Source organism: Haliscomenobacter sp. (assembly GCF_033763495.1).
GTDB lineage: Bacteria > Bacteroidota > Bacteroidia > Chitinophagales > Saprospiraceae > Haliscomenobacter.
The window spans coordinates 1-24,223 of the sequence record NZ_JANRKL010000105.1; the positions used below are offsets into that span (position 1 = coordinate 1).

The following is a 24,223-nucleotide window of genomic DNA, read 5'->3' on the forward strand; positions in this document are numbered from 1 at the left end:
GCCAGGCGTAAGCCCAATTGAGGTATACTTGACATTTCAACCCACAAGGTTTATCCACACCCGGTATTGCTACCGAGCCGCGTGTGCTCTTACCACACGTTTTCACCTTTTCCGCCCCGAAGGGAGGTAGTTTTTTTTCTGTGACCCTATCTGTCCACTGTTCCGAGCCGAAACTCAAAGCAGCAGCCCATCCGTTAGATGGTGTGGCGCTCTACGTTGTCCGGACTTTCCTCACGCTCATTTGCACGAGCCCGCGATAGAGTGGTTTGCGGCAAGGAGCAAAGATAGGAAGTGGAAAGTGAAAAGTGAAAAGTTAATAATGAGAAGAGATGAAAGATGAAAGAGGCTACCGCAGCGTTTTTGACTATGACTTTTGTCTAAGTTCCTGCGGTAGCCTCTTTCATCTTTCATCTTTCATCTTTCATCTTTCATGATCACTTTTCACTTACAATGATCGTGCTATCCCCAATTCCAGTCCCCGCAACTCCGCCAAACCTCTCAACCGACCGATTGCCGAATAACCGGGATTTGTCTTTTTATCCAGGTCGTCCAGCATCTGGTGGCCGTGATCGGGGCGGAAGGGAATTTGATCGGGGCGGCTTTGCTGAAGTTCCACCAATGCTTTCATGACACTGTACATATCCACGTCGCCATCGAGGTGGTCTGCTTCGTAGAAGTTGCCTACTGCATCGCGGCGTGTGCTGCGCAGGTGCACAAAATGAATGGCGTGGCCCAGGCGTTGGACCATTCCAGCCAGGTCATTGTCGGCACGAACACCGTAAGAACCCGTACAAAAACATAGGCCGTTGCTTGCAGAAGGTACACCCTCCACAATGCGCCGGGCATCGGCCTCGGTGCTGACCACCCGTGGCAAACCCAGGATGGGATAGGGTGGGTCATCAGGGTGAATGGTCAGTTTAACCCCAGCTTCCTCCGCTGCGGGCACAATCTGACGCAGGAATTCCTGTAAATTTTCTGCCAGTGAGGCTGCATCGATATCCCGATAAGTATCCAGAACTTGTTGAAATTCTTCCAAAGTATACCCCTCTTCAGCCCCTGGAAGCCCGGCAATGATGTTGCGTTGCAGTAGGTTTCGCTCCGCTTCACTCATTTGTTGGTAATACAATCCCGCATGGGCAATCTCTTCATCAGTGTAGTCCCGGTCAGCATTTGGGCGTTTAAGCATACAGAGTTCAAAAGCAGCAAAGGCCTTTTTTTCAAAACGCAGAGCTTTGGAGCCGTCTGGCAATGTATAAGCCAGGTCGGTGCGAGTCCAATCCAATACAGGCATAAAATTGTAACAAACGGTACGAATGCCACAAGCCCCCAGATTGCGCAAGGATTGGGCGTAATTGAAGTAATATTGGCGATAATTGCCACTGCGCTTTTTGATGTCCTCGTGTACAGGTACACTTTCTACTACACTCCAGCGCAAGCCCGCAGCTTCGATCTGGGCTTTGCGTTTTTCAATTTCTTCAATGCTCCACACCGTACCGTTGGGCACATGGTGCAATGCAGTGACGATGCCAGTAGCACCGGCTTGCCGGATGTCGCTTAGCGAAACCGGGTCATTAGGGCCGAACCAACGCCATGTTTGTTCTAAAAATCTCATTTGTTGAGCTTGGATTTGAGTTGTTCGAAGGCTTTGTTTTCGTTAAACCGGGAGGAGGACACACAAGTTTCTTGTTCAAATTCCAGGATCTCAACCAGAATTTGTGGATCGTAACCTTCTGCCCGGCAACGACGCTCAAAAGCGCTACTTTCTCGGGCAGACAAGGTGCCAGCAGCATAGGCTTTTAGTTCTTCCATATCTACCTCCTCCATGTTTTTCAAATTACGTAGGTAATATATGGAAAGACGGAAAAAAAATAAGTCTCCCTGATAAAGCACAGGGATTTAGCGCTTGAAAGATAGATTCTTCACCAACGGCACCTCGACTTCGCTCGGCAACCGTTCGTTGGTGAAGAATCCATCTTCCAAGGGCTAGATACCCATACACACAAATAGCCCTAGACCACCCAGGATGGCCAGAGCAAAAAGCAGAAAACTTTCGGTAGTACGTTTGCGTTGAGAAATTGCGGTGTGTTTCATAGTAAAAAATATTTTGGTGTGTGAAAAAACAAGTCCATTCGCACAAGGTGTTTACGCTTGGCGTTCAGGCATGTCGCTCCTGACAATGCACAGCATCAAAGGCATAGAATGACCAGGCTGAAAGCGCAGTACTGGCGCCTCAGCAGTCGAAAAAAACAGTTAAATGTTTTTGGGAATCAAGCGGTTAAAACAACTCAAAGCATAATAAAAAAACAATTAAGCGGTTGAACATAAAACAGTTAAAAGGTTAAAAACAAAAAATCAAGCGGTTGAACACAATAACAAAGCAGGGCTTCCTGGAAGCCAATGCAAAAAACAAATCTAATTTTGAAGATGAACAAAAAGTGATTAGGAATAGGTTTGTGGAGATGTTACGGAGATGAAGCGGACGTCCCTGGCATGAGTACCCCTTGTTAGATGAGTTCCCATCCAAAGATTGTCCTTGTCCTTGATGATGTAGAAGAGCCTGCAAAGTCTGCCAAGTAGGGCTTGACATCACAAATGTACTATTTTTATAATATTATAAAAATATTTAATCACTTATTTTTTCATGCATTAACTTGGCCGTACGCTGAGAAGCACCTGCATCGCCCATAAGTAGTTGTAATTCAGTGTATCCATTTTTTAAAACCTGCCTTTCTTCGGGCTGCAAAATTTTTCTCAGCTCATTTTGAAGCGCTTTTGAATTAAAATCATTTTGTATAAGTTCTTTTACCAGCGGTTTGTCTACGATCAAATTTACGAGAGAAATGTACTTGACACTAATCAAACGTTTGGCGATTTGATAGGACAAATTATTGCCCCGGTAACACACCACTTCGGGCACCTGAAACAAGGCAGTTTCGAGGGTGGCCGTTCCGGAAGTTACCAAAGCAGCCTCAGCTTGCGAGAGCAAGTCATAGGTTTGTTTTTGGACCAGTTTGACATTCATGGGGCGTTGTTTTTCGGCCAAAATCTGTTCATAAAAGGCTGCAGGCATTGAGGGGGCTCCTGCAATTACAAACTGGTATTGTGGAAAAAGTGGTGCCATCTCTAACATAACGCTTAGCATTCTTGAGATCTCCTGCTTGCGACTCCCTGGTAACAGGGCTATAATGGGGTTTTCCGTTAATCCATTCTTGCTGCGGAAATCTGGCGCAGCAGTATAGTTTTTAACCACATCCAACAAGGGGTGGCCAACAAAATCGACCTCACAATTGTATTTGGCATAAAATTCTTTTTCAAAAGGCAGGATCACGTACATGCGATCCACATTGGCTTTGATTTGATGAACCCGACTGGTATGCCAGGCCCAAATTTGGGGTGAGATGTAATAGAGGACTTTTATCCCCTGCAGTTTGGCCCATTTTGCTATGCGTAAATTAAAACCAGGATAATCAATCAGAATTAAAGCATCCGGTTGGTAGTCCAAAATATCCTGCTCACAAAAACGCAGGTTGCGCACAATGGTACGCAGGTTTTTCAGTACTTCCACAAAACCCATGAAGGCCAGATCGCGATAATGTTTGCGCAAGTCACCACCTGCTTCCTGCATGAGGTCACCACCCCAAATGCGGAAGTCCGCAGCCGGGTCTTCAATTTTGAGGGCTTTCATGAGGTTGGAACCGTGTAGGTCGCCAGAGGCTTCGCCTGCGATGAGGTAGTATTTCATAGATTTAGTTGAGAAAGGTTGAGGGAGGTTGAGGGAAGTTGAGGAAGGTTGAGGCTACCGCAGTGATTTTGACAAGGACATTGTCTAAGACACTGTGGCAACCTCAACCTCCCTCAACCATCTCAACCTTCCTCAACCTATTCCATCATTGTTTTCCCAAAATAAACCAGCCACAATACCCCCAAGGCAATCGTGGCAATGATGATTCCCCGCATGGCCTTAACGGCACGGCGGCTGTTAAAAAAATGGAAAGGCAACAAATTGCAACAGATGGCCAGCAGGTAAAGCGTGCGCGGTGCGATTACCGACTCTCCATCAGTAGTGTATTCTGGCAACCATTCATCCAGTCTTTCGGAAATCATGAGCAGGACAGCATAACCTACAAATGGGATCAAAAGCCCAAGCAAAGTACCCACCCAGATTTGATTGCGATCAATATTCATAGCCTATTTTATTTGAACAAAGCCTCCAGAGGAGTCAATTCCGCCAGGGCTTCATAGTTGGTCAAATCATGTTTGGAAGGAACCACTGAAATGTAACCGTTTTCCAGCGCCCAAATGTCAGTGTCTTCCGCATCATCTTCATTAACAAAACGGCCGGTGAGCCAATAGTACTTCTGCCCCCGGGGGTCGGTGGCTTCAACAAACTCCTCCACCCATTTTGAATCAGCCTGGCGACAGGTCTTCACCCCTTTGATTTCATTGGATGGCAAATCGGGTAAATTGACGTTCCATAAAGTCCCTTTGCTCATCCCATGTTCGAGTACATATTCCATCAGCCCCTTGACGTAAGGTGTAGTGGCTGAAAAATCGGCTCGAGGCGAATAATTCAGGAATGAAAAACCAATAGAGGGTACCCCTTCCAAAGAGGCTTCCATGGCAGCTGACATGGTACCTGAATAAATAATGTTGATAGAGGCGTTGGAACCATGGTTGATGCCAGATACACAAAGGTGCAATTCACGGTCTTTCAGCAAAACGTTTTTGGCCAGCTTAACACAGTCAACGGGAGTTCCCGAACATTCGTAAGCCTCCACCCCCTCAAACAAATCAACTTTGTATAAGCGAAGGGGATGTTCCAGGGTGATGGCGTGCCCCTGGCCGGATTGAGGGGAATCGGGAGCTACTACAATTACATCGCCAATTTGTTTGGCAATGTCAATCAAGGTTTTGATGCCCCGTGCGGCAATTCCATCGTCATTTGTGACCAGGATTAAGGGTTTTTTCATATCGGGTTGTGGATTCATCTTGGATACGCTTATTTTCGCAGGGTCAAAAATAAACCCAATTATAAATAGTAATGGGTTTTGACAAAAAATAAACCAAATGGGTGCCAACTTGTTCCCAATGTTGTTTTAAAATAGGGTATTATGGTTTTTGGTAAAAAAGGCGTTTTGCTGGTCAATTTGGGGACGCCAAACTCCCCTACTCGTGGTGATGTGTATGTGTATTTGAAAGAGTTTTTGACCGACCCTCGGGTCATCGACATCCCCTGGTTGCCCAGGCAATTGTTGGTCAAAGGCATCATTGCCCCTTTCCGCTCCGGGTCTTCGGCCAAATTGTACCAGGAATTGTGGACACCCGATGGCTCTCCCATCAAAATCTACGGCGAAAGAGTAGCTGCAGGTGTACAGGAGCTTTTGGGGGATGAATATGTAGTGGAGCTGGGTATGCGGTATCAAAATCCTTCTATTGAGTCCGCTTTGAAAAAACTGCTGGCCAAGCAGGTTTCGGAAATCACCGTTCTGGCCTTGTTTCCACAGTACGCCTCGGCTACGACTGGCTCTGTACACGACGAGGTGATGCGCTTGTTGCGCAAGGAGCAGGCCATCCCCTCCCTACGCTTCATCAACAGCTATTACGACCATGCGCCAATGATCGAAATTTTTGCCGACAATGCCCGGCAATTTGATCTCGACAGCTACGATCATATCCTTTTCAGTTATCACGGTCTGCCCCAACGTCAATTGCGCAAAGCCGATGCCTGCAACCATTGCCTGAAAAGTGCGGATTGTTGCGAAAGTATTTCCATTAAAAATCAGTTCTGCTATTCTGCTCAGTGTTATGGCACGACAAAAGCCATTGCCAGCCTGTTGAATTTGCCGTCCGAAAGATACACCACCTGCTTCCAAAGCCGCCTGGGTAAGGACCCCTGGGCGCAACCTTATACCAGTGAGATCATTGAAAAGCTGGCCCACGGCGGAGCCAAACGCCTACTGGTGTTCAGCGCAGCTTTTGTGGCCGACTGCCTGGAAACCATCATTGAAATTGGTACAGAGTATCAGGAAGAGTTTGAAAAAATGGGAGGAGAAAAAGTGGATTTGGTGCCGAGCTTGAATGATGATCCACGCTGGATAAAAGTAGTGGCCGATATGGTGAGAGGTTGAGAAAGTTGAAGGGTTTAGGAGTTGAGGCTACCGCAGATACTTAGACACGATCTCTTCAAAGTCGCTGCGGCAGCCTCAACTTCTCAACTCCCAAACTTCTCAATTTTATTCCTATCTTACTCCCACACCTAAAAAACCACTACCGCCATGAGCCTGTTGATCGCCTCCATTACTCCTGTGATGATTTTTATGTACCTGGTTTACCGCAAGGACAAACTCAGGGAGCCTCGATCACTGCTCTTAAAGTGTTTTTTTGGTGGTTTTTTGGCTTTAGTTTTGACCCTGATTATCACCGGGCCAATTGCACCAATTGCCGAAAGCATTGGTAGTCCATTCTGGAAAGCTTTTTATGACGCTTTTTGCCTTGCTGCCATCCCTGAAGAATTTTCCAAATTGCTCATCTTGTATTGGGTGATCTGGCGCAACAAACATTTCGATCAATATTACGACGGTATCTTGTATGCCATTTTTGTTTCACTCGGCTTTGCCCTGGTGGAAAACATCCTATACGTGCTGGATGGAGGGATGGGAGTCGCCATTGCCCGGGCCATTCTTGCCGTACCAGGCCACGGTTTTTTTGCGGTATTGATGGGCTATTATTTCGCTTTGGCCAAATTCCATAGGGGGGGGCAGAAAAATCGCTTACTTTTGGCTAGCCTGGGAATGCCGATTCTTTTTCATGGCTTGTACGATTTTGCATTGATGTACTCCGAAGCTGAGGAGCTGGATGAATTCCTTATCCTGGGTATCCTCATCTTTTTTACCCTGGTAGTGATTCAATTGTGGCGGCTTGGGTTCAAAAAAATCAAAGCCCACTTGAAGCGGGACCATTTGATCGCGGACGAAATGGTTTGACTTTATATGCCATTTTGGGGAGGGATTCGGTACTCATGATGCCTTTTTTGCACAAACATCCAAGTTTATATACCAAAATGGAAACATCTTTGACCGTTCTCCTACAAAACCCCTCCATTCGCTAGACCGATCTTCACATTTACAAAATACACTTAATTTTTTTTTGCATACCATTCGAATAGGTGTATTATTGCACTGCGAATAATGCCATATCATCCCATGAAAACGAAGACGACCTTTTTTTCTTTTTTGCTTTTTTTGCTTTTTTTGACCACAACAGCAAGTACGGCTCCCAATTACCCACACACTGAAAACGCTATCGATTGCGCTTGCGAGATTTACGTTCCGAATGTCTTCAGTCCAAATGGAGACACCAAGAACGATATCTTCAAAGCCATTCCAGGAACTTCCTGTTCCCTTTCTCAATTTACCCTCAAGGTTTTTGATCGATTTGGAGCGCTGGTTTTTGAAACAGCCTCCTCCGATGAAGGCTGGGACGGTTCTTACAAAGGCCAAAAAGCCCCTCAGGCAACGTATGTATATGTGGTACAGTATGAGTTGGCGGATGACAGCAAGAAACTACCCAAGGTGGTCTCGGGTTCCCTTGCACTGATCCGGTAAGATATTGCTTATACTGTCAATCTTTCTCCCTATCTTTGCGGGAACAAGTAATATCGTATATGTACGAAGAAAAAAATCCACGCTACTACGCCCTTTCAAGACCCGAGATGCAGGATTATGTTCCCAAATCTTGCCAACGCATCCTCGAATTTGGCTGCTCAAATGGAGATTTTGGTGCGCAAATCAAATCCAGGTTAGGCTGCATTTACGAAGGAATCGAACCATTTGAGTCAAGCGCAGCTGTAGCGAAAACCAAACTCGACAATGTCATGCTTATGTCTGCTGAAGACTATCTTATTCAGCCCAACTTTGGTCAAACGAAGTATGACGGAATAGTTTTTAACGATGTTTTGGAGCATTTGGTCGACCCTTACACCCTATTAAATAAACTGAAGGATGCCTTAACTCCCGAAGGAGTCATCATCGCCTCCATTCCAAATATTTTAAACTTTCCTGCCATTCGAAAACTATTGTTTACCAAAGATTTTGCGTATCAGGAAAGTGGCATTTTTGATAAGACCCATCTTCGTTTTTTTACAAAGAAAAGCATCATTCGGATGTTCAATGAAGCAGGCTATTCGATCCAAACCATTGAAGGAATCAATAGAAACTCCAGAGGTTTGTTGTTTAGGTCTTTAAATCTGTTGACGTTCAAGTACATCGATGAATTTAAATATACCCAGTTTGCGGTAGTAGCAAAAAAATCATAGACATTTTACAACAGTGTATTTTGCTTGCAATTCAATGAGTGCAGATGAGTGAAATCAAGCCAATAGCCTTTTATTTACCTCAATATCATCCCATACCAGAAAACGATTACTGGTGGGGTAAGGGTTTCACAGAATGGACCAATGTAACCAGTGCCAAACAACAGTTCAAGGGGCATTATCAACCTCATCTTCCAGCAGATTTAGGTTTTTATGATTTGCGTTTGGCCGAATCCCGTCAAGCTCAGGCCGACATGGCCAGAGCCTATGGCATTTACGGGTTTTGCTATTACCATTATTGGTTTCATGGAAAACAATTATTGGAACGCCCCTTCCAAGAGGTTCTAAAATCTGGCCAACCTGATTTCCCTTTCTGTTTGTGCTGGCCTAATGAGAGCTGGGGGCGAAGTTGGGATGGCAACTATAAAGACCTTTTAATCGAACAAACCTATAGCATCGAGGATCACTTGGCCCATATCCGCTGGCTAGCTGAGGCTTTTTCTGATCCAAGATACATTCGAGTAGATGGGAAACCACTTTTTTTGGTGTACCGAGCTAGTTATATACCAAACCTACAAAGTACCTTAGATCTATGGAGAACTGAAGCGCTTCGACTTGGTTTAGGCGAACTATTTTTGGCAAGAGTAGAAAGTGGGCTTTCGGAGAAGGGTACCAATCCAGTTGAGTTGGGATTTGATGCAGCTGTAGAATTTCAACCCAACTGGCAAGCATTGAATGATCTGTACGGTCCCTGGATCATAAAAAAACTACGGTCAACGCTAAGCAGTACGTTCTCCAGGAATAAATGTTTCGATTATCAAGAAGTGGTAAATAAAATGATCAGTTTGCCCAATCCTGACTACCTGCGTTTTCCATGCGTAACTCCTATGTGGGACAACTCCGCAAGGAAGAAGAAAGGTGGCGCCATAATCTTGACTGATTCCACCCCTGAAAAATTTGGACAGTGGCTTAATCTTGTGCTTCAAAGATTGCAGGGATCAGCGCTGCCTGAAAAATTCCTCTTTATTAACGCTTGGAATGAATGGGCAGAAGGATGCCACCTCGAGCCTTGTCAAAAATGGGGAAAACAGTATCTTGAAACTTTATCAAATGAATTGAGTTTGATAAAGTCGTAAAGAATTGCCCTTGTTTTGAGTTTAAATGCCAATTATGAATCTCAAATATCGCATCAAAAACCTTACACAAAGGCTACGTCAGTATCTTGCAAAATGGTTTCCTACTTATATGAAAAACCAATATTTTGCTCATACTAAAGCTTCCCTAATCGCTAAGCCTAAAAAAATTAACCATTTAGAAAACGAACTTTCTTTTTTAGCAGATTTACTTCCACAAAATGCCATCGTTTTAGATGTAGGAGCAAATCGGGGTGATTATGTATTTGTATTTGAATACAGCCAAAAGTGTAAAGAGATTCACGCTTTTGAGCCAATCCCTGAACTCAATCGGCAATTGCATAGTTTATTTCCCAAAGCAAAAATCCATGCGCTTGCCATTTCCGACAAGGTGGGCAAAAGTGTCTTCAAAATTCCTTATATTCAAGAAAGGTATTTTGACACAAGGGGAACCTTGGAGGATTTTGAAGAAGAAGGGCAAACTGGGACACGCGATATTGAGGTAAATATCACAACTTTGGATGGCTTTTGTGAATCGATACCCAACATAGATTTCATTAAAATAGACATTGAGGGGCATGAATTTTCAGCAATAAAAGGAGCAACTGCGACTTTACAACAAAAACGACCAGTATGTATGATAGAAATAGAACAAAGACATCATGCAAATATTCAAATCCAGGAGATTATTGCTTCTGTAGAAAAATACGAGTATCATTGTTGTTTTTTTGATGGGAAAAATAAAAAATTTATGGCCTTTTCAGCTTTTGATGTTGCCATTCATCAAAACCCTTCCAATTTTAATGACAAAAGTGGTTATGTAAACAATTTCATATTTATTCCTGAAGAAAAACGTGCACATTATGAGGCTGTATTTCGAGGAATTGAAAAAACCTATGCCGATTAACGTGCGTTTAAACTCAAAATACTATGAGTAATTCCATACCCGCTGAAGAAAAGGCAATATCAATCAGCGTTTTAATTGTGACTTATGGCAACCGTTGGCATTTTCTAAAACAAGTGTTGGAAAGTGTTTGTAATGAGCCCATCATCAATGGAATTATTCTCGTCAATAATGCAGTAGATTATGACTTGTCCCAAAAGCTAAAAGAATCTAGGCTTTGTTCAAACCTGGCGATTGAAACCATCAATTTACCAACAAATCAAGGTTCAGCAGGAGGAATAAAAATAGGCCTAGAACTTGCTTTAACATTGAACATTGACTTTTTATACATACTGGATGACGACAACATCATCACACCAAGCACTGTTGGAAACCTGCTCAATGCATATTACAATTTAGAATCTAAACTTTTGCCACTTGCTTTGTTCTCTTATAGGGAAGGTTCTTCGCCCTTTTTTAGGGACATTGCCAGAGGAATAAATCCAAAATACCTATACAATAAAAAAAACAATTTTGCGGGTTTTAGTTTGCAACACCTTTTAAGCAATAAATACCGGAAATGGTTTTTAGACCCAAAATTGGGCTCCAGTTTAATCCCCATAGTTAAGATACCCATTGCACCCTGGAGTGGGTTGCTCTTCCCCATAACAACCATCCAAAAAATGGGGCTTCCAATGGAAGAATACTACTTGTATGCAGATGATACAGAATATACCTACCGAATTACGAAAACAGGTGGGAGCATTTGGATGGTGACAGATAGTATAGTAAAAGATTTAGAAATTTCCTGGGGGTTTCAGCAGAGGAAAAACAAATTCATTCACATCCCAATCCTTGAAAATACTGGGTTTCGTGTTTATTATACTATACGTAATCTTGTTCATTTCTCCAAACATAATTTAGTGAATAATCAGTTCTTGTTTTTGCTTAATGGGGTGCTTTTTACCTGCTACCTTTTTTCCGCCGCACTTTTCCTGAGAAAACTAGGTGCTTTTGTCATTTATTGGAAAGCAATTCAGGATGGTCTTAAAGGAAATCTAGGGCCAAGGTTTGATGTAAAATGATCAGATGGGCTTCTGCTGTTTCAAAAAAGCAGTCAATTCTTGAGTAACCCTAGGCAGCAGTTTTTTTTTGGTAAAGTGAGATAAGCCCTCTATTTGAGCGTTTAAGTGCAAATTCAAGGTATTGGTGTTGACTAAGTTTATCAAGTGCTCTATCAATTCTGTTTCATTTTTATATTTCCAGGTCAATGCACTAAGTTTAGAGTCAACATTTAAGCCAGCAGGAATTAACAGAGGCTTTCCATAACGAATTGCGTCGGATTGTGCTCCTGAAATTTTGGTAAGCCCATAGTATTCTCTGTAAATAGCAAAAGTAGTGTTTAACTTTACTGGAGCCACTATTAAATGCGCCGAGTGCATTGCTGATTCAAAATCATTTTCCGACACGCGCTTATTGAAATTTACGATGGCAGTGGTATCATTTGATAAAGTTTCAAATAACTCAATCATTTTTCGCCCATAACTGTCCCGGGGTTTTCCAAGTAGTGTAATCCGCACCTTACGATTAAAAGCGTTTGCAGCCTGCGCCAGAGCGCGATAAAGCAAATGATAGTCTCGTTTGCGCTTATTGATTTCACCAGGAATCACAATGTGAAATGGCAAGTCAGGAGCATGAACTGAAGGATTTGTTAAATCTATTTTGCATAACTCTGCGGGTAAACGAGGACCAATCCGCCGCGCCTCAACCCATTTTTGGGCATAAGATTCTACGTCCCTTGTTAAAAAAGAGAAATAGTTAATCTTTTTCAAAAACTTGAACTGATAGTACCAATCCAATTGAAAAACCTGTCTTCTAACAAGATAAGAAAACGCCTTCCAGATAAAGTAAGGAGAAAATTCAATGTAAATATGTGAAAACGGTGCAAAGGAAGCATGAACATTGTGAATACGGAGTATAGTTGGCACTTGAAGTGAAAGGTCTCGAAAAGCAGCATATTGGTCTGCAACCGTATTAAAAACAACCAGGTCAAAACCATTTAGTTCTGGCGTCACTTTTTGAAAATACTTCCTCAAACTGACATCAGTTGGCAGCACCACGGATTTTATTTGTTTGGTTACCTCGCTGGATAGGGATTGGTAAACGTTCAGACTAATATAAAAGGTTACTTCAATATTGCTCTCTGAAAAAAGTTCTCCCAAACTATTGAGTAACTCAGCATGATAACTGAATTCAATAATGGCAATGCGGATCATTTTTGGCTTACGGTAGTTGATTTTGCATAATAATCTAGCGAAAATACTGAATGATCTTGAAAAAATTAGGCTTGGTTGAAAATTATACACCGCGTGGGATATGGGCAGTGTATAAAACCAAGCTTGGTAATCCAGCATTTTGTGTTGATCTTTGCATCAAAAAAATGGGGGTAATTAGCCGACAAGCTACAAAATTGACTATTGCTAACCTCTTTGGGTTGTTGTTGGGCGTCTTCAATACCCTTTTTATTTACCCCCTTGATAAGCATATTTATGGATTGGCAATGTTTGTCTTGTCGGTAGGGTTACTTCTGGATACATTCGCCTCCTTAGGATTAAATTCGCTCACCTTGCGGTTTTTTCCAAGGTTCAAAGATCCAACTCAAGCCAACCGTGGTTATTTAGCCTTTGCAATTATTTATTATGGGGTTGGCTGGCTGTTGTTCTTTATTTTCTTCAAGCTTTTTTCAAGCTCATTTCTTCAAATGTTATTGGCCAATTATCCAGACAATTCCAAGGATTTGAGTTTGTTCTTCCAATTCATACCATGGATAGTCGCTTTAACAAGCATCCAATCTTTTTTCACCATTTACCTTAGCCAATTCCAGAGGGTGGTTATCCCAGGTATTGTGGTTAATGTTGTACCCAAACTCTGGATTCCCGCCACCTTCCTGTTAACGTATCATGGCCTGATAAATGAACAAGGAATGGTGTATTGCACGATTGCCCTGCTTGCACTATCCGCTTTGACTTTGGTTGTTTACACCAGTATGCTTGGACAACTATCTTTTACACCTCAATGGAAGTTCTATGATCGGCCCCAACTTAAAGAAATGTTGCATTTTTCAGCATTTTCCATACTGGGAACAGTGGGCACTCAAATGGCACTACGGATCGACCAAACCATGATCGGCACCTTGCTTAGCACTGACGCGTTAGGATTGTATGCACTTGCTCAAACCATCGCTGTGGCCGTGGAGATGCCTGCAAAATCTGTGATTAACATAACGGGCCCCATTATTGGAGATCTGTTTAAAAAAGATGATTTTCATCAAATCAATGAGTTATTTAAAAAAAGTGCGTTAAACATGACCGCTACAGGAATTTTTTTATTCCTTGGGTTGGTACTGGTCGTTGATGATTTATTCGCCTTGAGCCATCACAAAGATGTACTGGTTCCAGTTCAAAAATTGGCTAGTGTATTGGTGATTGCTAAACTGTTTGATATGTTTACTGGACCAAACGACTTTATCATTGGATTATCAAAATATTACAAATTTAACTTAATTCTTATTTTTTTGCTCAGTATTGCCAATGTTGTTTTTAGTGTAACATTTATTCATATTTATGGTATTTACGGGCCTCCTCTAGCACTGGTATTTTTCTTGTTTACATTCAATGCTATTAAAACCTACTTTATTTGGAAAAAATTTAAAATGCTTCCCTTTTCCCGCAATTCAATTACCCTGATTGTACTGGGAGCAATAGCAGTGGGAATTCATTTTATTGTTCCTTCATTTAGAAACAATTGGCTCAATTTATTCCTGGGTTTGGGCATTTTGAGCATTACTTACATACTTCCAATTCTCTATCTTAAATTAACACCAGATCTGATTGGACTGGTACTTAATATTGTAAAACATCGAAAATTATATTAGTGTATTCCAACGAATAAGTAAAACTTACTCGTTGGAATACAGCAATAGATTTAGTTTGGACAAGGTACTTTAGCACCCGCATTACTTACGGTCATTCTCCAACAACCACTATCAGGAGATTTCATAATGACTCCACTTGATACATTTTGAATGTAAATATCGCCATTACTTATTTTTTCATTATCGCTTGTGGTTTCAAAACCAGCTTAATGCGGTTTTTATCGTCGAAGTAACGTTGCGCTGCGGCTTGTATTGCATTGGCAATGAGGCCTTCGATCAGTTCCAGGTACTTCTCCGTTTTTAAGCCATCCAAAGCAATCCCTTCCTTGTAGCGTTGGTGCAGTTGGGACAGCCAAAAACTGTTCTCCTGCTCACTTTTCTGGCGGTTTTCGCGCTGGGTGGTTTTTATTTTTTGCAAAAGTAGCTCATCCGGACCGTTTTTACAAAAGTCGGTAATCGCGGCCATCGCCTTTTGCATCAACTCTTCATCCCGTTCAGGCTCGGTGTTAAAGCCCAGGGTGATGCGATACACCGGGCGAGGATGGTATTCCACATTGCCATTGAAACTAAGGCTGTAGATGCCACTTTCCTGTTCGCGCAATACTTCGCGCAGCTTGATTTGCAAGGCGCTGACCATGCTGCTGAAACGATATCGCTCCTGGGCAGTGTTTTCAAAAGCCCCATGCCAGGTGTATTCCACCAGGGTCTTGGGGGCCAGGCCGCCGTGTGAAACGCTATCAATGTGACCCGGTTTGAGGTCCAGGTGTAAATCTTTCCAGCTCTCCTTTCGACCGGCAGCGGGGAGATTACCAAGATAACGTTGAGCCAGGTTTTTGAGTTGCTCCAGCTCAAAATCACCGACAAATACCAACAATAAATCACTGAGGTCGCCAAAACGCTCCTGGTGTATTTTTTTGAGGTTTTGACCGGTCAATTTTGGCAAATCTTCCAGTCGGTTGAGCCCCCGGCGGGGCGTAGTACCGTATTTCACCCTTTGTTTGAGGTCAGCAAACTGGTAATAGGGCGTACTGAGTATGTTTTTCAGCACATTTTCCTGCCGCTTGCGAAAAGAGCTTACACTATTGCTGTCAAAGCGGGGATGTACGGCGTACAAATAAACCAGTGCCAGCATGTCTTCCAGCTCTTTACTGCGGCAAGAGCCGCTAAAACCTTCCTCCAATTCGGCCACGTAAGGTGCCAGACTTATACTTTTCCCCGTTAGTTTCTCCTGATAATGGACAAAGTCAAATTTGCCGATGCCTCCTTGCTGTAACGCCTCCGCAAAGTAGGCAGCATTGATGTAAAGGGAATCGGGCACCCAGGAATTGCCGCCCGGACTGGAGGAAATCATCAAAACCTGGTCCTTGCGGAAAGTAGTGGGTTTGGCTACAATCCGAATCCCATTGCCCAAACGAAACTCGGTGACCCCAAAATCTGGCAGCGTTTTTTCACTTTCAATGGCTTGTGGTGTTAAAACTTCATCCACCCAAGGCTGATCCGCAATGGTCGAGTTGTGGGTGGTATCCAGCATTTGAGGTGCACTGGTTTCGATGGAATCCAGGAGTTGCCAAACCCGGTCCAGGCTGGGTAATTTGGTCCGATTTTTTTCTGGTCCCGTTAACACCAAAACCCGGGCATTTTTATTGTCAGGTGCCGATTGAATCACTTTGGCTAGATCATCCAAGGCGATTTTTTCCATTAACTCCACGGTTATTTGGTAGCGTTGGCGAGGGCTCGGAAATGGAATGTCGTAGATGAATGCCTCGCTAAGTTGGTTGGCCCAAGCAGAAGAAGCGGTGGTTTCTTCGGCGTTGGCTTGTTGCAGCAGGGAATTGAGGAATTCCTGCTTTTGCCGGGCCAGTTCACCGGGCGCAAAGTTCTGCTGTTTCACTTTTTGCACTTCCTGCCACAACAGGGTGATTGCCGTACTGAGTTTGGCTTCGGAAGTGAAGGTGGAAAGGGAAAACATCGGATTTTGCCCCCAATCATTCCCGAACCCCAATCCTGCAAAGGTAAAAGGGGGATCGGCTTGTTGTTGCAAACGAATCAGGCGACGATTGAGCATGCTGTTGTAAAGGCTGCGGCTCAAAAACTCGCGCATTTCAGAATAGGTACGCGGTGCAACAGCCCCGGGCTTTTTCGCTTTTTGGCGGATGTACAAAAAAGCCTGACAAAAAGCGGCTTCAGGATCGGTGCAGACTTTTGCCCTCCGTTGGGCATTGATGGTATTGGAATAGGTGCGCGGTTTGGGGCCTTTCACATTTGGTATCCGCCCAAATCGGCGAATGATTTCTTTTTCCAGGGCAAGGATGTCGATATCTCCAACCGCCACAATGGCCATCAAATCGGGGCGGTACCATTTTTGGTAATACTGCTTCAGAGTGGCTACCGAGGCGTGTTTGATGATGGCCGTATCCCCAATCGGCAGCCTTTGCAGGCGTCGGGAGCCGCGGTACAACAGGGGCAAATACTGGTCCTCCAAACGTTGATTCGGTCCCTGCCGATTGCGCCATTCCGCCAACACTACGCCCCTTTCTTTTTCTACTTCTTTGGGGTCAAAACTGATGCCAGTGGCCCAATCTTCGAGTACCAATAAACCTTTGTGCAAGTGGGCACTGTCTTTCCGCACCTGTAACTGATAAACGGTCTCGCCAAAACTGGTATAGGCATTGAGATCGGCTCCAAAACGAACACCGGATGATTCCAGATAATTGACCAATTCATTTTTAGGAAAATGGCGGGTACCATTAAAAGCCATGTGCTCCACAAAATGGGCCAGGCCAAGTTGTTTGTTGGTTTCCTGCAAAGAGCCTGCTTTGATGGCGAGGCGTAGTTCTGCGTAACCTAGGGGCTTGTGGTTGGCTTTGAGGTAATATCGAAGGCCATTGGGCAGCTGGCCAGTGCGGACGCTGGGGTCATTGGGGAGGGAGGATGGCATTTGAGCGGCCAATTTAACCCAACTCAATGCGCAAATCATCGAGAACAAAAAGGTTTTGACGTGCTGGTAAGCTAAACACTTCCTCATATAAAGGCTCCAAAGGGTGAAATGATTACCGCCAAAAATAGCAAAGAATCTAAAAAGCAATAGGATGTGGTCCGTATTCCGGCCTTCTTGTCGTTTTGTACACAATAAGAATTGATAGAACTTAGAGTAAGCACCAAGCTGCAAAATGAACAAGCGGCTAAAATTAGGGACCTCACTCCCCCACATACATCTTCTGATACTGCTTCGGGCTTTGCCCTTTCATGGCTTTGAATTGGCTATTAAAATTGGAGACCGTATTGAACCCACTCTCATAACTCACCTGGGCAATCGACATTTTGCCCGCCAATAAAAGTTTGCAGGCGTGGCCAATGCGGATTTCCCGCACAAAGTCTGAAAAAGTTTTGTTGGTACGGGTTTTAAAGTAGCGGCAAAAGGCGGCTTCGCTCATGTTGGCCAGGGTGGCTACCTCAGATAAGCTGATTTTTTCCTTGTAGTGTTTGAGCACATATTCATGAACTTGCCTCATGCGCTCCGTTTCAGAAATTTTATGGGTATTTTCGTAATTGACGCTGGCAATAAACTGATAATCCGTACAAGTGGATAGTTTTTGTAAAATCGACAACAATTTAAGGATGCCCTCAAAACCATTTAAGGCGTTTAATTCCATTAAGTCTTCTACCAGGGTTGCTTTCAGGTCATAGCTATGGGTTAAGTCCAGGCCCCTTTCACTGGAAGCAAATAGGTTTTTGATGGCATACATTTCCGGTTTTTCGAAGAAATCTTTGCCCAGAAAATCTTCGGTAAAATACACCACAATGCCTTGTGTTTGCAGGCCTGAATCCCGCTCAAAATAAGCTCGGTCGCTTCGCCAGAGGTGTGGCATATTCGGAGCCAAAAAAACAGTATCCCCAGCTTCAAAGTGGCGAATGTCATCGCCGATCAACCGGGTGCCCGTTCCTTCTATGACCGTGAACAACTGATAATGGGGGTGAAAATGCCAATTGGGATCGAAATAAGGCTCTTTCAGGTTCCGTGTGATGTAGGACTGATTGAGGCTTTCGAGCGACTTCTTGAGCAATGGTTTCATGCCTTACTTCCTGAATATTAACAGAAATTCTATCCTGTTTACCTAAAAATATCAAAATACAGTCAAAAATAGTAAAAACACGCCTATTTTAAATTGTCCTTTACAACTAGCTTTGTACAAACGCAGATCGCATGCAAATCGGAATGAATCTTTTGCTCTGGGGTACCGACATCACCCCGGCGCTCTTCCCGGTACTTGATGAAATCAAATCCCTGGGTTTTGCTGGGGTGGAAGTCCCTATTTTTAATTTAAACCCTGATGACTGGCAGGTTTGGCGGCAAAAACTGGACGATCTGGGCTTGCAACGCCTCGCGGTGGCCATCAATGGTCCCGACGCCAACCCACTCAGTGCCGACGCATCCATGCGCGCCCACGTACTCGAAAACAACAAAAAAGCATTGGATTGTGCCGCAGTGATCGGCGCAAAACTACTCATGGGTCCGATTCACTCAGCTCTGGGGGTGTTCACGGGCCAACCCGCTACCGTAGAAGAATGGCAACGGGGCGTAGCACACATTCGCGCCCTGGCTGAATACGCAGCAACCAAGGGCATCACCTTGGGCATTGAATACCTGAATCGCTTTGAAACCTACCTTTTTACTTGCACCGATGATATGCTGCGCTTTGTAGACGAGGTTGATCACCCGAACTGCAAGATCATGTTCGACACCTTTCACGCCAACATCGAAGAAAAGGACATCCCCGCTGCCTTACAAAAATGTGGCGATCGGCTGGTTCACGTACAACTTTCCGAAAACGACCGGAGCACCATTGGCAAAGGCCATGTTGATTTTGCAAAAATCATAGCAGCCTTAAAATCGATAGATTATCAGGGCATGCTGAGCATTGAAGCCTTCAGCATGAAATTGGCAGCAGCGAATATCTGGCGCCCCATGTTTGAATCTGAATCCCAACTGATGCAAGACAGCATCAACTACCTTAAAAAATTACTCTAAATACGAATGGCTTTATGTTTACTAAACTTTGAAAGTTTAGTAAACGTAAAGCCAAATTCATATCCTATAACACCTGCACAGCATGAAAAAAATAAACATTGCCATCGTTGGCCTAGGCTTTGGGGCTGAATTCATCCCCATTTACCAGCGCCACCCGCACGCCAATATGTATGCGATTTGCCAGCGCAACGAAACCAATTTGCACAAAATTGGCGACGCATTCAACATCGAAAAACGCTACTCCGATTATGATGAATTGCTCAAAGACCCCAACATTGATGCAGTCCACATCAACTCCCCTATTCCCAACCACGCGGAGCAGACACTGAAAGCCCTGAAAGCAGGCAAACACGTGGCCTGTACTGTGCCCATGGCTACCTCCGTGGAGGAGTGCATGGAGATTGTCAAATTGAGCAAAGCAACAGGTAAAAAATACATGATGATGGAAACGGTGGTGTACAGCCGCGAGTTTTTATTCGTCAAGGAATTGTACGAAAAAGGTGAACTGGGCAAGGTGCAGTTCCTCAAAGCCTCCCACCAGCAAGACATGGATGGATGGCCCGATTATTGGCCTGGCCTACCGCCCATGCATTATGCTACCCACTGCGTGGGCCCGGTGGCGGGTTTGTTGAAATTGGAAGCGGAATATGTTTCCTGCTTTGGTTCGGGTACCATTCGGGAGGAATTGGCAAAAATCCACAACTCCCCTTTTGCCGTGGAATCCGCCCACATCAAGTTTAAGGACAGCGACTTGAGTGCCTACGTATACCGCTCTTTGTTCGATCTGGCCCGCCAGTACCGCGAAAGTTTTGAGGTGTATGGCACCAAAAAATCCTTTGAATGGCCACTCATTGAAGGAGAAGATGCAGTGATTCACACCGCCAAAAAAGAAGAACATGAAATCCCGGAGCGCATAAAAATACCCGATTTTGCCCATTTGTTGCCCGAAGACATCCAGCGTTTTACTACTCAAGGCGTGTACGATGTAGCCGAAAACACCCACCTGAGTTTTACCCAAGGCGCAGGCCACGGCGGCTCACACCCGCATCTGGCGCATGAGTTTTTGATGGCTTTGGTTGAAGACCGCGATCCGTTCCCCAATGCTTGGGAATCCGCCAACTGGACGTCCGTGGGAATTCTTGCCCATGAATCGGCGATGCAAGGAGGGAAGATTTTGGCTTTGCCTGATTTTAAAAATGCGGCTGAATAAGCACAAATTAGACACAACATGAAAAAGTTACTTATTCTTTCCCTACTCCTTTGTGCCTTCAGCGCCTCTGCCCAAAAAGCACGCCGCCTGGAAGTACTCTTCCTTGGCGACAATGGGCACCACCGCCCGATCGAACGGGTGCCGTCGATCATGGCAGCTTTGGGCGACAAAGGAGTCAATTTCACCTACACTGACCAATTGTCCGACCTGAACCTGGCCAACCTCAATAAGTACGATGCCTTGATGATTTACGCCAATTGGGACAGCATTTCTCCCGCAGTTGAAAAAGACTTATTGGCCTATGTGGCAGCAGGAAAAGGCATTTTACCCATCCATTGCGCCTCCTATTGTTTTCGCAACTCAAGTGAATACGTCAAAATGGTGGGCGGGCAGTTTTGGCGGCATCGGATGGACACCATTCAAACCACCACAGTGCAACCAGAGCACTTTATCATGCAGGGTTTAAAACCATTCAAAGCCTTTGACGAAACCTATTTGCACAGCAAGTTACAGCCCGACAACAATGTCCTGGCCGTACGTGAAATCAAAGCAGATCAATTTAAAGATAAACCCGATACCAAAACCGAGCCTTATACCTGGACCCGTAGCTACGGCAAAGGGCGCGTTTTTTACACCGCCTATGGTCACGATGAAAACACCTGGCAAAATGAAGGTTTTCACGCCCTGATCCTGCGTGGCATTCTTTGGGCAGTCGACGACGAAGCCAGAAAAGCTCACGCGGCTTTGAAGCCCGAAGCTTTTGTGTATCGGGAAGCCAAATTGCCCAACTACGAAAAGCGCCCCGGCATTCAGTACCGCCAGGATCCCCTGTCACCCGAAGAAAGTATGAAGCACATTCAAGTGCCCGTTGAGTTCAACCTGGAGCTTTTTGCCTCCGAACCCAATGTGATGCACCCCATCGCCATTTCCTGGGATGAACGCGGCCGGATGTATGTGTTGATTACCAAGGATTATCCCAATGAGCGGAAACCCGGTGGGGGCAGCGACTACATCCTCATTTGCGAAGACACGAATAAAGACGGCAAAGCCGATAAGTTCACCCGTTTTGCCGAAGGACTGAGTATCCCCACGGGTATGGTATTCAGCAATGGTGGCCTCGTCGTTTCCCAGGCACCCGATATGTTGTTTTTGAAAGATACCGATGGCGATGATAAGGCCGATGTGCGCCAGGTGCTCTTTACGGGTTTTGGCACCTTTGATACCCACGCGGGACCTTCCAATTTGCACTATGGCTTTGACAACTGGCTCTGGGGCAGTGTGGGTTATTCCGGCTTCAAGGGTCTGGTAGGCAGCAGCAGCGATACCATCCGCTTTAGCCAGGGTTTTTTCCGCTTCAAACCAGACGGTAGCAAGTTGGAATACGTGACCAGGACTTCGAATAACACCTGGGGACTTGGTTTTAATGAAACTGGTGATGTGTTTGGCTCAACGGCCAACAATGCCCACGGCTGGTACATGGCCATTCCAAACCAGTTTTATACTTCCACCAATGGGATCGACAATGGCAGTACGAGCATCGATACCCACAAGGACATGAAAACCATCACCCCCAAAGTACGCCAGGTGGATGTATTTGGAGGCTTTACCGCCGCCGCCGGACACAATGTGTACACTGCCAGGGCTTTCCCGAAAAAATACTGGAACAACATCGCCTTTGTTGCCGAACCCACTGGGCATGTTTTACACCAGAATGTATTGACCAAAAGTGGCACCAATTTCAGCGATACGGAGGGCTTTAACCTGATGGCCGGGGCTGATGAATGGTTTTCACCCGTTTTTGCCGAGGTTGGGCCCGATGGCGCCGTGTGGGTGGCCGACTGGTACAGTTTCATCATTCAGCACAATCCTCGGCCTGATGGCTTCGTAATGGGCTCGGGTAATGCTTATGAAACCGATTTGCGGGATTATACCCACGGGCGGATTTACCGGGTGAGTTACAAAGAAGCAGCTGCTTATCAAGCCTTAACACTGTCCAAAGATAAGCCTCAAGAACTACTGGCAGCCCTGAAAAACACCAACCTATTCTGGCGCAGCCATGCCCAACGGCTATTGGTGGAAAGAAACCAAAAGGACGTTGTACCCGGACTATTGGCCTTGATCCGCGACAAGTCGGTGGATGAAATTGGCATCAATGCCCCGGCCATTCATGCGCTTTGGACTTTGCAGGGATTAAACGCCCTCGAAGGCGAAGCCTTGAACGTTGTTTTTGAGGCATTAAAACACCCTTGCCCCGGAGTACGAAAAACTGCGGTGCAAATTTTACCCCGAACTAAAGAAAACATTGATGCACTGCTGAAGAACAAAACACTTGGAGACCAGGAACCCTTGGTCGTACTTCAGACTCTTTTGGCCATCAGCGAAATACCCCTGAATGGGCAAGTAGAATCGCTTATTTTACAAGCGATCGAAAGCTCAAAAGACCTGAATGACCGTTGGTTGCCTGACGCTTACGCGGGCATTCTGGCCAAAAATCCTGGAATGCTGAAAAAGGTATTCACAAAACTCCAGGAAAAAGCTGCAGCAAAGACCAATACCATGAACAATGCAGCGGGGCATCACGATCATACTGCAATGATGGGCAAAACGGAGCCCAAAACTCAACCTTCGGCCACACCGACCCAAGCCGATTTGGTCGTAAGCAACATCATCGTTGAACCAAGCAATCCCATGCCTCGGGAGCGGGTTACCATCTCCATTGAAGTACGCAATGAAGGTGGAGTGGCCGTCCCCAAAGGTGTTGTTGTGCCGCTCAATATCCGGTTTGCGGGAAAAAAACAGCTGATCGATATGGTCAGCCTGACTCACACCGAGGGCATAAAACCAGGGGAAACCGTAACCATCACCAAAGTGAGCAATGGTCCCTGGACCGGGAACATTGTAGTTGCTGGCGAGCAAGCCGGTGAGTATACCTTCACTGTAGCCGTAGATAAGGCAAATACAATTATAGAGGGCAATGAAACGAACAATGTTTTGGCCAAAAAAATCAACGTTGCTTTGTCCCAAAGTATGGAGCAATACGTATTGGTTAAAGCTATTCGGAGTAATACCCCAATGGCTTCAATTTCAGCGATTGTGGATCATTTGAAAAATGCCCAAAAACTCGATGCAGAAGGTTTTGCGGCTATTCTGAAGGGGATCAGTGAAGGTTGGGATTACCGGAAAAAAGTAAGCGTAAGCGCAAGCGCCGCCGACAAAACCTATTTAAACACCTTATTGTCGACGAGCACGGGAGCAAACAAAGACCGCTTAACCCGCCTGATGCAGGCCTGGGACATCCTGAAAAAGCAGGAAGAAAATGATCCCTCGGTGCAAACGGTGAGAATTAAAGCCATTCGGGAAATGTTGCAATTTGACCTCAAAACCTTTACGGTTAAAGCAGGTAAAACGGTCGAAATTGTATTCGAAAACCCCGATGCCATGCAGCACAACCTGGTCATTGGCAAGCCCAAATCGCTGGAAAAAATTGGCAAAGCAGCGGATAAAATGATTACCGATCCAGATGGAGCAACCAAAAATTATGTGCCCGATGTAGCCGATGTGTTGTTTTCGACGGCCCTGGTCAATCCAGATCAAACGGTTCGACTGCGCTTCACTGCACCAGCAAAAGCCGGGGATTACCCTTACGTGTGTACTTTCCCCGGGCATTGGCGGATCATGAATGGGGTGATGAAGGTGGAGTGATAATTGATTTAATTTGGCTAT

General features: G+C 45.0%; 19 protein-coding genes and 1 other RNA gene. 11 read left to right on the forward strand and 9 right to left on the reverse strand.

Going from position 1 to position 24,223, the window contains the following annotated elements; translation table 11 throughout:
- The 6 genes from rnpB to surE form a co-directional block, all read right to left on the reverse strand.
- Window positions 1-273, reverse strand: an RNA gene (gene rnpB, locus SFV55_RS11245) — RNase P RNA component class A; the annotation flags it as partial.
- 172 nt (window positions 274-445) lie between these two features.
- The gene (gene uxuA, locus SFV55_RS11250; RefSeq protein WP_320029597.1) at window positions 446-1,612 is read right to left on the reverse strand and encodes a mannonate dehydratase; all 1,167 of its coding nucleotides are present in this window, start codon (window positions 1,610-1,612) and stop codon (window positions 446-448) included.
- Window positions 1,609-1,824: a hypothetical protein gene (locus SFV55_RS11255; protein WP_320029598.1), complete on the reverse strand. Its 216-nt coding sequence runs from the start codon at window positions 1,822-1,824 to the stop codon at window positions 1,609-1,611. Before SFV55_RS11255 ends, uxuA begins: the two co-directional genes overlap by 4 nt.
- 799 nt (window positions 1,825-2,623) lie before the next feature.
- Window positions 2,624-3,742, reverse strand: coding sequence for a lipid-A-disaccharide synthase (gene lpxB, locus SFV55_RS11260; protein ID WP_320029599.1), 1,119 nt, complete (start codon window positions 3,740-3,742; stop codon window positions 2,624-2,626).
- A gap of 137 nt (window positions 3,743-3,879) precedes the next feature.
- The gene (locus tag SFV55_RS11265; protein WP_320029600.1) at window positions 3,880-4,185 is read right to left on the reverse strand and encodes a hypothetical protein; all 306 of its coding nucleotides are present in this window, start codon (window positions 4,183-4,185) and stop codon (window positions 3,880-3,882) included.
- 8 nt (window positions 4,186-4,193) lie between these two features.
- Window positions 4,194-4,970, reverse strand: coding sequence for a 5'/3'-nucleotidase SurE (gene surE, locus SFV55_RS11270; protein ID WP_320029601.1), 777 nt, complete (start codon window positions 4,968-4,970; stop codon window positions 4,194-4,196).
- Between the two features lie 141 nt (window positions 4,971-5,111).
- Between surE and hemH the strand changes: the two genes are divergently transcribed.
- The 7 genes from hemH to SFV55_RS11305 all read left to right on the forward strand — a co-directional run bounded on the left by hemH (window position 5,112) and on the right by SFV55_RS11305 (window position 11,412).
- Window positions 5,112-6,128, forward strand: a complete 1,017-nt coding sequence (gene hemH, locus SFV55_RS11275; RefSeq protein ID WP_320029602.1) for a ferrochelatase — start codon at window positions 5,112-5,114, stop codon at window positions 6,126-6,128.
- 147 nt (window positions 6,129-6,275) lie between these two features.
- Window positions 6,276-6,983: a PrsW family glutamic-type intramembrane protease gene (locus SFV55_RS11280; RefSeq protein WP_320029603.1), complete on the forward strand. Its 708-nt coding sequence runs from the start codon at window positions 6,276-6,278 to the stop codon at window positions 6,981-6,983.
- Between the two features lie 219 nt (window positions 6,984-7,202).
- Window positions 7,203-7,604 carry a gliding motility-associated C-terminal domain-containing protein gene (locus SFV55_RS11285; RefSeq protein WP_320029604.1) on the forward strand — a complete coding sequence of 134 codons (402 nt, stop codon included), beginning with the start codon at window positions 7,203-7,205 and terminating at the stop codon, window positions 7,602-7,604.
- 59 nt (window positions 7,605-7,663) lie between these two features.
- Window positions 7,664-8,314, forward strand: coding sequence for a class I SAM-dependent methyltransferase (locus SFV55_RS11290; RefSeq protein WP_320029605.1), 651 nt, complete (start codon window positions 7,664-7,666; stop codon window positions 8,312-8,314).
- Between the two features lie 44 nt (window positions 8,315-8,358).
- Entirely contained in the window at window positions 8,359-9,447 is a 1,089-nt protein-coding gene (locus SFV55_RS11295; protein ID WP_320029606.1) for a glycoside hydrolase family 99-like domain-containing protein, read from the forward strand.
- Between the two features lie 109 nt (window positions 9,448-9,556).
- Window positions 9,557-10,351, forward strand: a complete 795-nt coding sequence (locus tag SFV55_RS11300) for an FkbM family methyltransferase (RefSeq protein ID WP_320029607.1) — start codon at window positions 9,557-9,559, stop codon at window positions 10,349-10,351.
- Window positions 10,352-10,374: 23 nt separating this feature from the next.
- Complete coding sequence (locus tag SFV55_RS11305) at window positions 10,375-11,412, forward strand: glycosyltransferase (protein ID WP_320029608.1); 1,038 nt, start codon at window positions 10,375-10,377, stop codon at window positions 11,410-11,412.
- On the opposite strand, the gene SFV55_RS11310 is transcribed toward SFV55_RS11305, so the two are convergent.
- Window positions 11,413-12,603 carry a hypothetical protein gene (locus tag SFV55_RS11310; protein WP_320029609.1) on the reverse strand — a complete coding sequence of 397 codons (1,191 nt, stop codon included), beginning with the start codon at window positions 12,601-12,603 and terminating at the stop codon, window positions 11,413-11,415.
- Between the two features lie 56 nt (window positions 12,604-12,659).
- On the opposite strand from SFV55_RS11310, the gene SFV55_RS11315 reads away from it, so the two are divergent.
- Window positions 12,660-14,261 carry a lipopolysaccharide biosynthesis protein gene (locus SFV55_RS11315; protein WP_320029610.1) on the forward strand — a complete coding sequence of 534 codons (1,602 nt, stop codon included), beginning with the start codon at window positions 12,660-12,662 and terminating at the stop codon, window positions 14,259-14,261.
- Between the two features lie 169 nt (window positions 14,262-14,430).
- On the opposite strand, the gene SFV55_RS11320 is transcribed toward SFV55_RS11315, so the two are convergent.
- Complete coding sequence (locus tag SFV55_RS11320) at window positions 14,431-17,199, reverse strand: insulinase family protein (RefSeq protein ID WP_320029611.1); 2,769 nt, start codon at window positions 17,197-17,199, stop codon at window positions 14,431-14,433.
- A gap of 259 nt (window positions 17,200-17,458) precedes the next feature.
- The gene (locus SFV55_RS11325) at window positions 17,459-18,334 is read right to left on the reverse strand and encodes an AraC family transcriptional regulator (RefSeq protein ID WP_320029612.1); all 876 of its coding nucleotides are present in this window, start codon (window positions 18,332-18,334) and stop codon (window positions 17,459-17,461) included.
- 131 nt (window positions 18,335-18,465) lie between these two features.
- Here SFV55_RS11325 and SFV55_RS11330 point away from each other — a divergent pair, with 131 nt between their 5' ends.
- The 3 genes from SFV55_RS11330 to SFV55_RS11340 all read left to right on the forward strand — a co-directional run bounded on the left by SFV55_RS11330 (window position 18,466) and on the right by SFV55_RS11340 (window position 24,202).
- The gene (locus SFV55_RS11330; RefSeq protein WP_320029613.1) at window positions 18,466-19,290 is read left to right on the forward strand and encodes a sugar phosphate isomerase/epimerase; all 825 of its coding nucleotides are present in this window, start codon (window positions 18,466-18,468) and stop codon (window positions 19,288-19,290) included.
- Window positions 19,291-19,372: 82 nt separating this feature from the next.
- Entirely contained in the window at window positions 19,373-20,500 is a 1,128-nt protein-coding gene (locus SFV55_RS11335) for a Gfo/Idh/MocA family oxidoreductase (RefSeq protein ID WP_320029614.1), read from the forward strand.
- A gap of 18 nt (window positions 20,501-20,518) precedes the next feature.
- Window positions 20,519-24,202 (forward strand): PVC-type heme-binding CxxCH protein, encoded by a 3,684-nt coding sequence (locus SFV55_RS11340; RefSeq protein ID WP_320029615.1) that lies wholly within the window; start codon window positions 20,519-20,521, stop codon window positions 24,200-24,202.
- The last annotated feature ends 21 nt before the right edge of the window (window positions 24,203-24,223 follow it).

Bases quoted from the DNA above. Each gene is read 5' to 3' on its own strand.
- uxuA (WP_320029597.1), bottom strand. From the start codon at position 1,612: ATGAGATTTTTAGAACAAACATGGCGTTGGTTCGGCCCTAATGACCCG.
- SFV55_RS11255 (WP_320029598.1), bottom strand. From the start codon at position 1,824: ATGGAGGAGGTAGATATGGAAGAACTAAAAGCCTATGCTGCTGGCACC.
- lpxB (WP_320029599.1), bottom strand. From the start codon at position 3,742: ATGAAATACTACCTCATCGCAGGCGAAGCCTCTGGCGACCTACACGGT.
- SFV55_RS11265 (WP_320029600.1), bottom strand. From the start codon at position 4,185: ATGAATATTGATCGCAATCAAATCTGGGTGGGTACTTTGCTTGGGCTT.
- surE (WP_320029601.1), bottom strand. From the start codon at position 4,970: ATGAAAAAACCCTTAATCCTGGTCACAAATGACGATGGAATTGCCGCA.
- hemH (WP_320029602.1), top strand. From the start codon at position 5,112: ATGGTTTTTGGTAAAAAAGGCGTTTTGCTGGTCAATTTGGGGACGCCA.
- SFV55_RS11280 (WP_320029603.1), top strand. From the start codon at position 6,276: ATGAGCCTGTTGATCGCCTCCATTACTCCTGTGATGATTTTTATGTAC.
- SFV55_RS11285 (WP_320029604.1), top strand. From the start codon at position 7,203: ATGAAAACGAAGACGACCTTTTTTTCTTTTTTGCTTTTTTTGCTTTTT.
- SFV55_RS11290 (WP_320029605.1), top strand. From the start codon at position 7,664: ATGTACGAAGAAAAAAATCCACGCTACTACGCCCTTTCAAGACCCGAG.
- SFV55_RS11295 (WP_320029606.1), top strand. From the start codon at position 8,359: ATGAGTGAAATCAAGCCAATAGCCTTTTATTTACCTCAATATCATCCC.
- SFV55_RS11300 (WP_320029607.1), top strand. From the start codon at position 9,557: ATGAAAAACCAATATTTTGCTCATACTAAAGCTTCCCTAATCGCTAAG.
- SFV55_RS11305 (WP_320029608.1), top strand. From the start codon at position 10,375: ATGAGTAATTCCATACCCGCTGAAGAAAAGGCAATATCAATCAGCGTT.
- SFV55_RS11310 (WP_320029609.1), bottom strand. From the start codon at position 12,603: ATGATCCGCATTGCCATTATTGAATTCAGTTATCATGCTGAGTTACTC.
- SFV55_RS11320 (WP_320029611.1), bottom strand. From the start codon at position 17,199: ATGCCATCCTCCCTCCCCAATGACCCCAGCGTCCGCACTGGCCAGCTG.
- SFV55_RS11325 (WP_320029612.1), bottom strand. From the start codon at position 18,334: ATGAAACCATTGCTCAAGAAGTCGCTCGAAAGCCTCAATCAGTCCTAC.
- SFV55_RS11330 (WP_320029613.1), top strand. From the start codon at position 18,466: ATGCAAATCGGAATGAATCTTTTGCTCTGGGGTACCGACATCACCCCG.
- SFV55_RS11335 (WP_320029614.1), top strand. From the start codon at position 19,373: ATGAAAAAAATAAACATTGCCATCGTTGGCCTAGGCTTTGGGGCTGAA.
- SFV55_RS11340 (WP_320029615.1), top strand. From the start codon at position 20,519: ATGAAAAAGTTACTTATTCTTTCCCTACTCCTTTGTGCCTTCAGCGCC.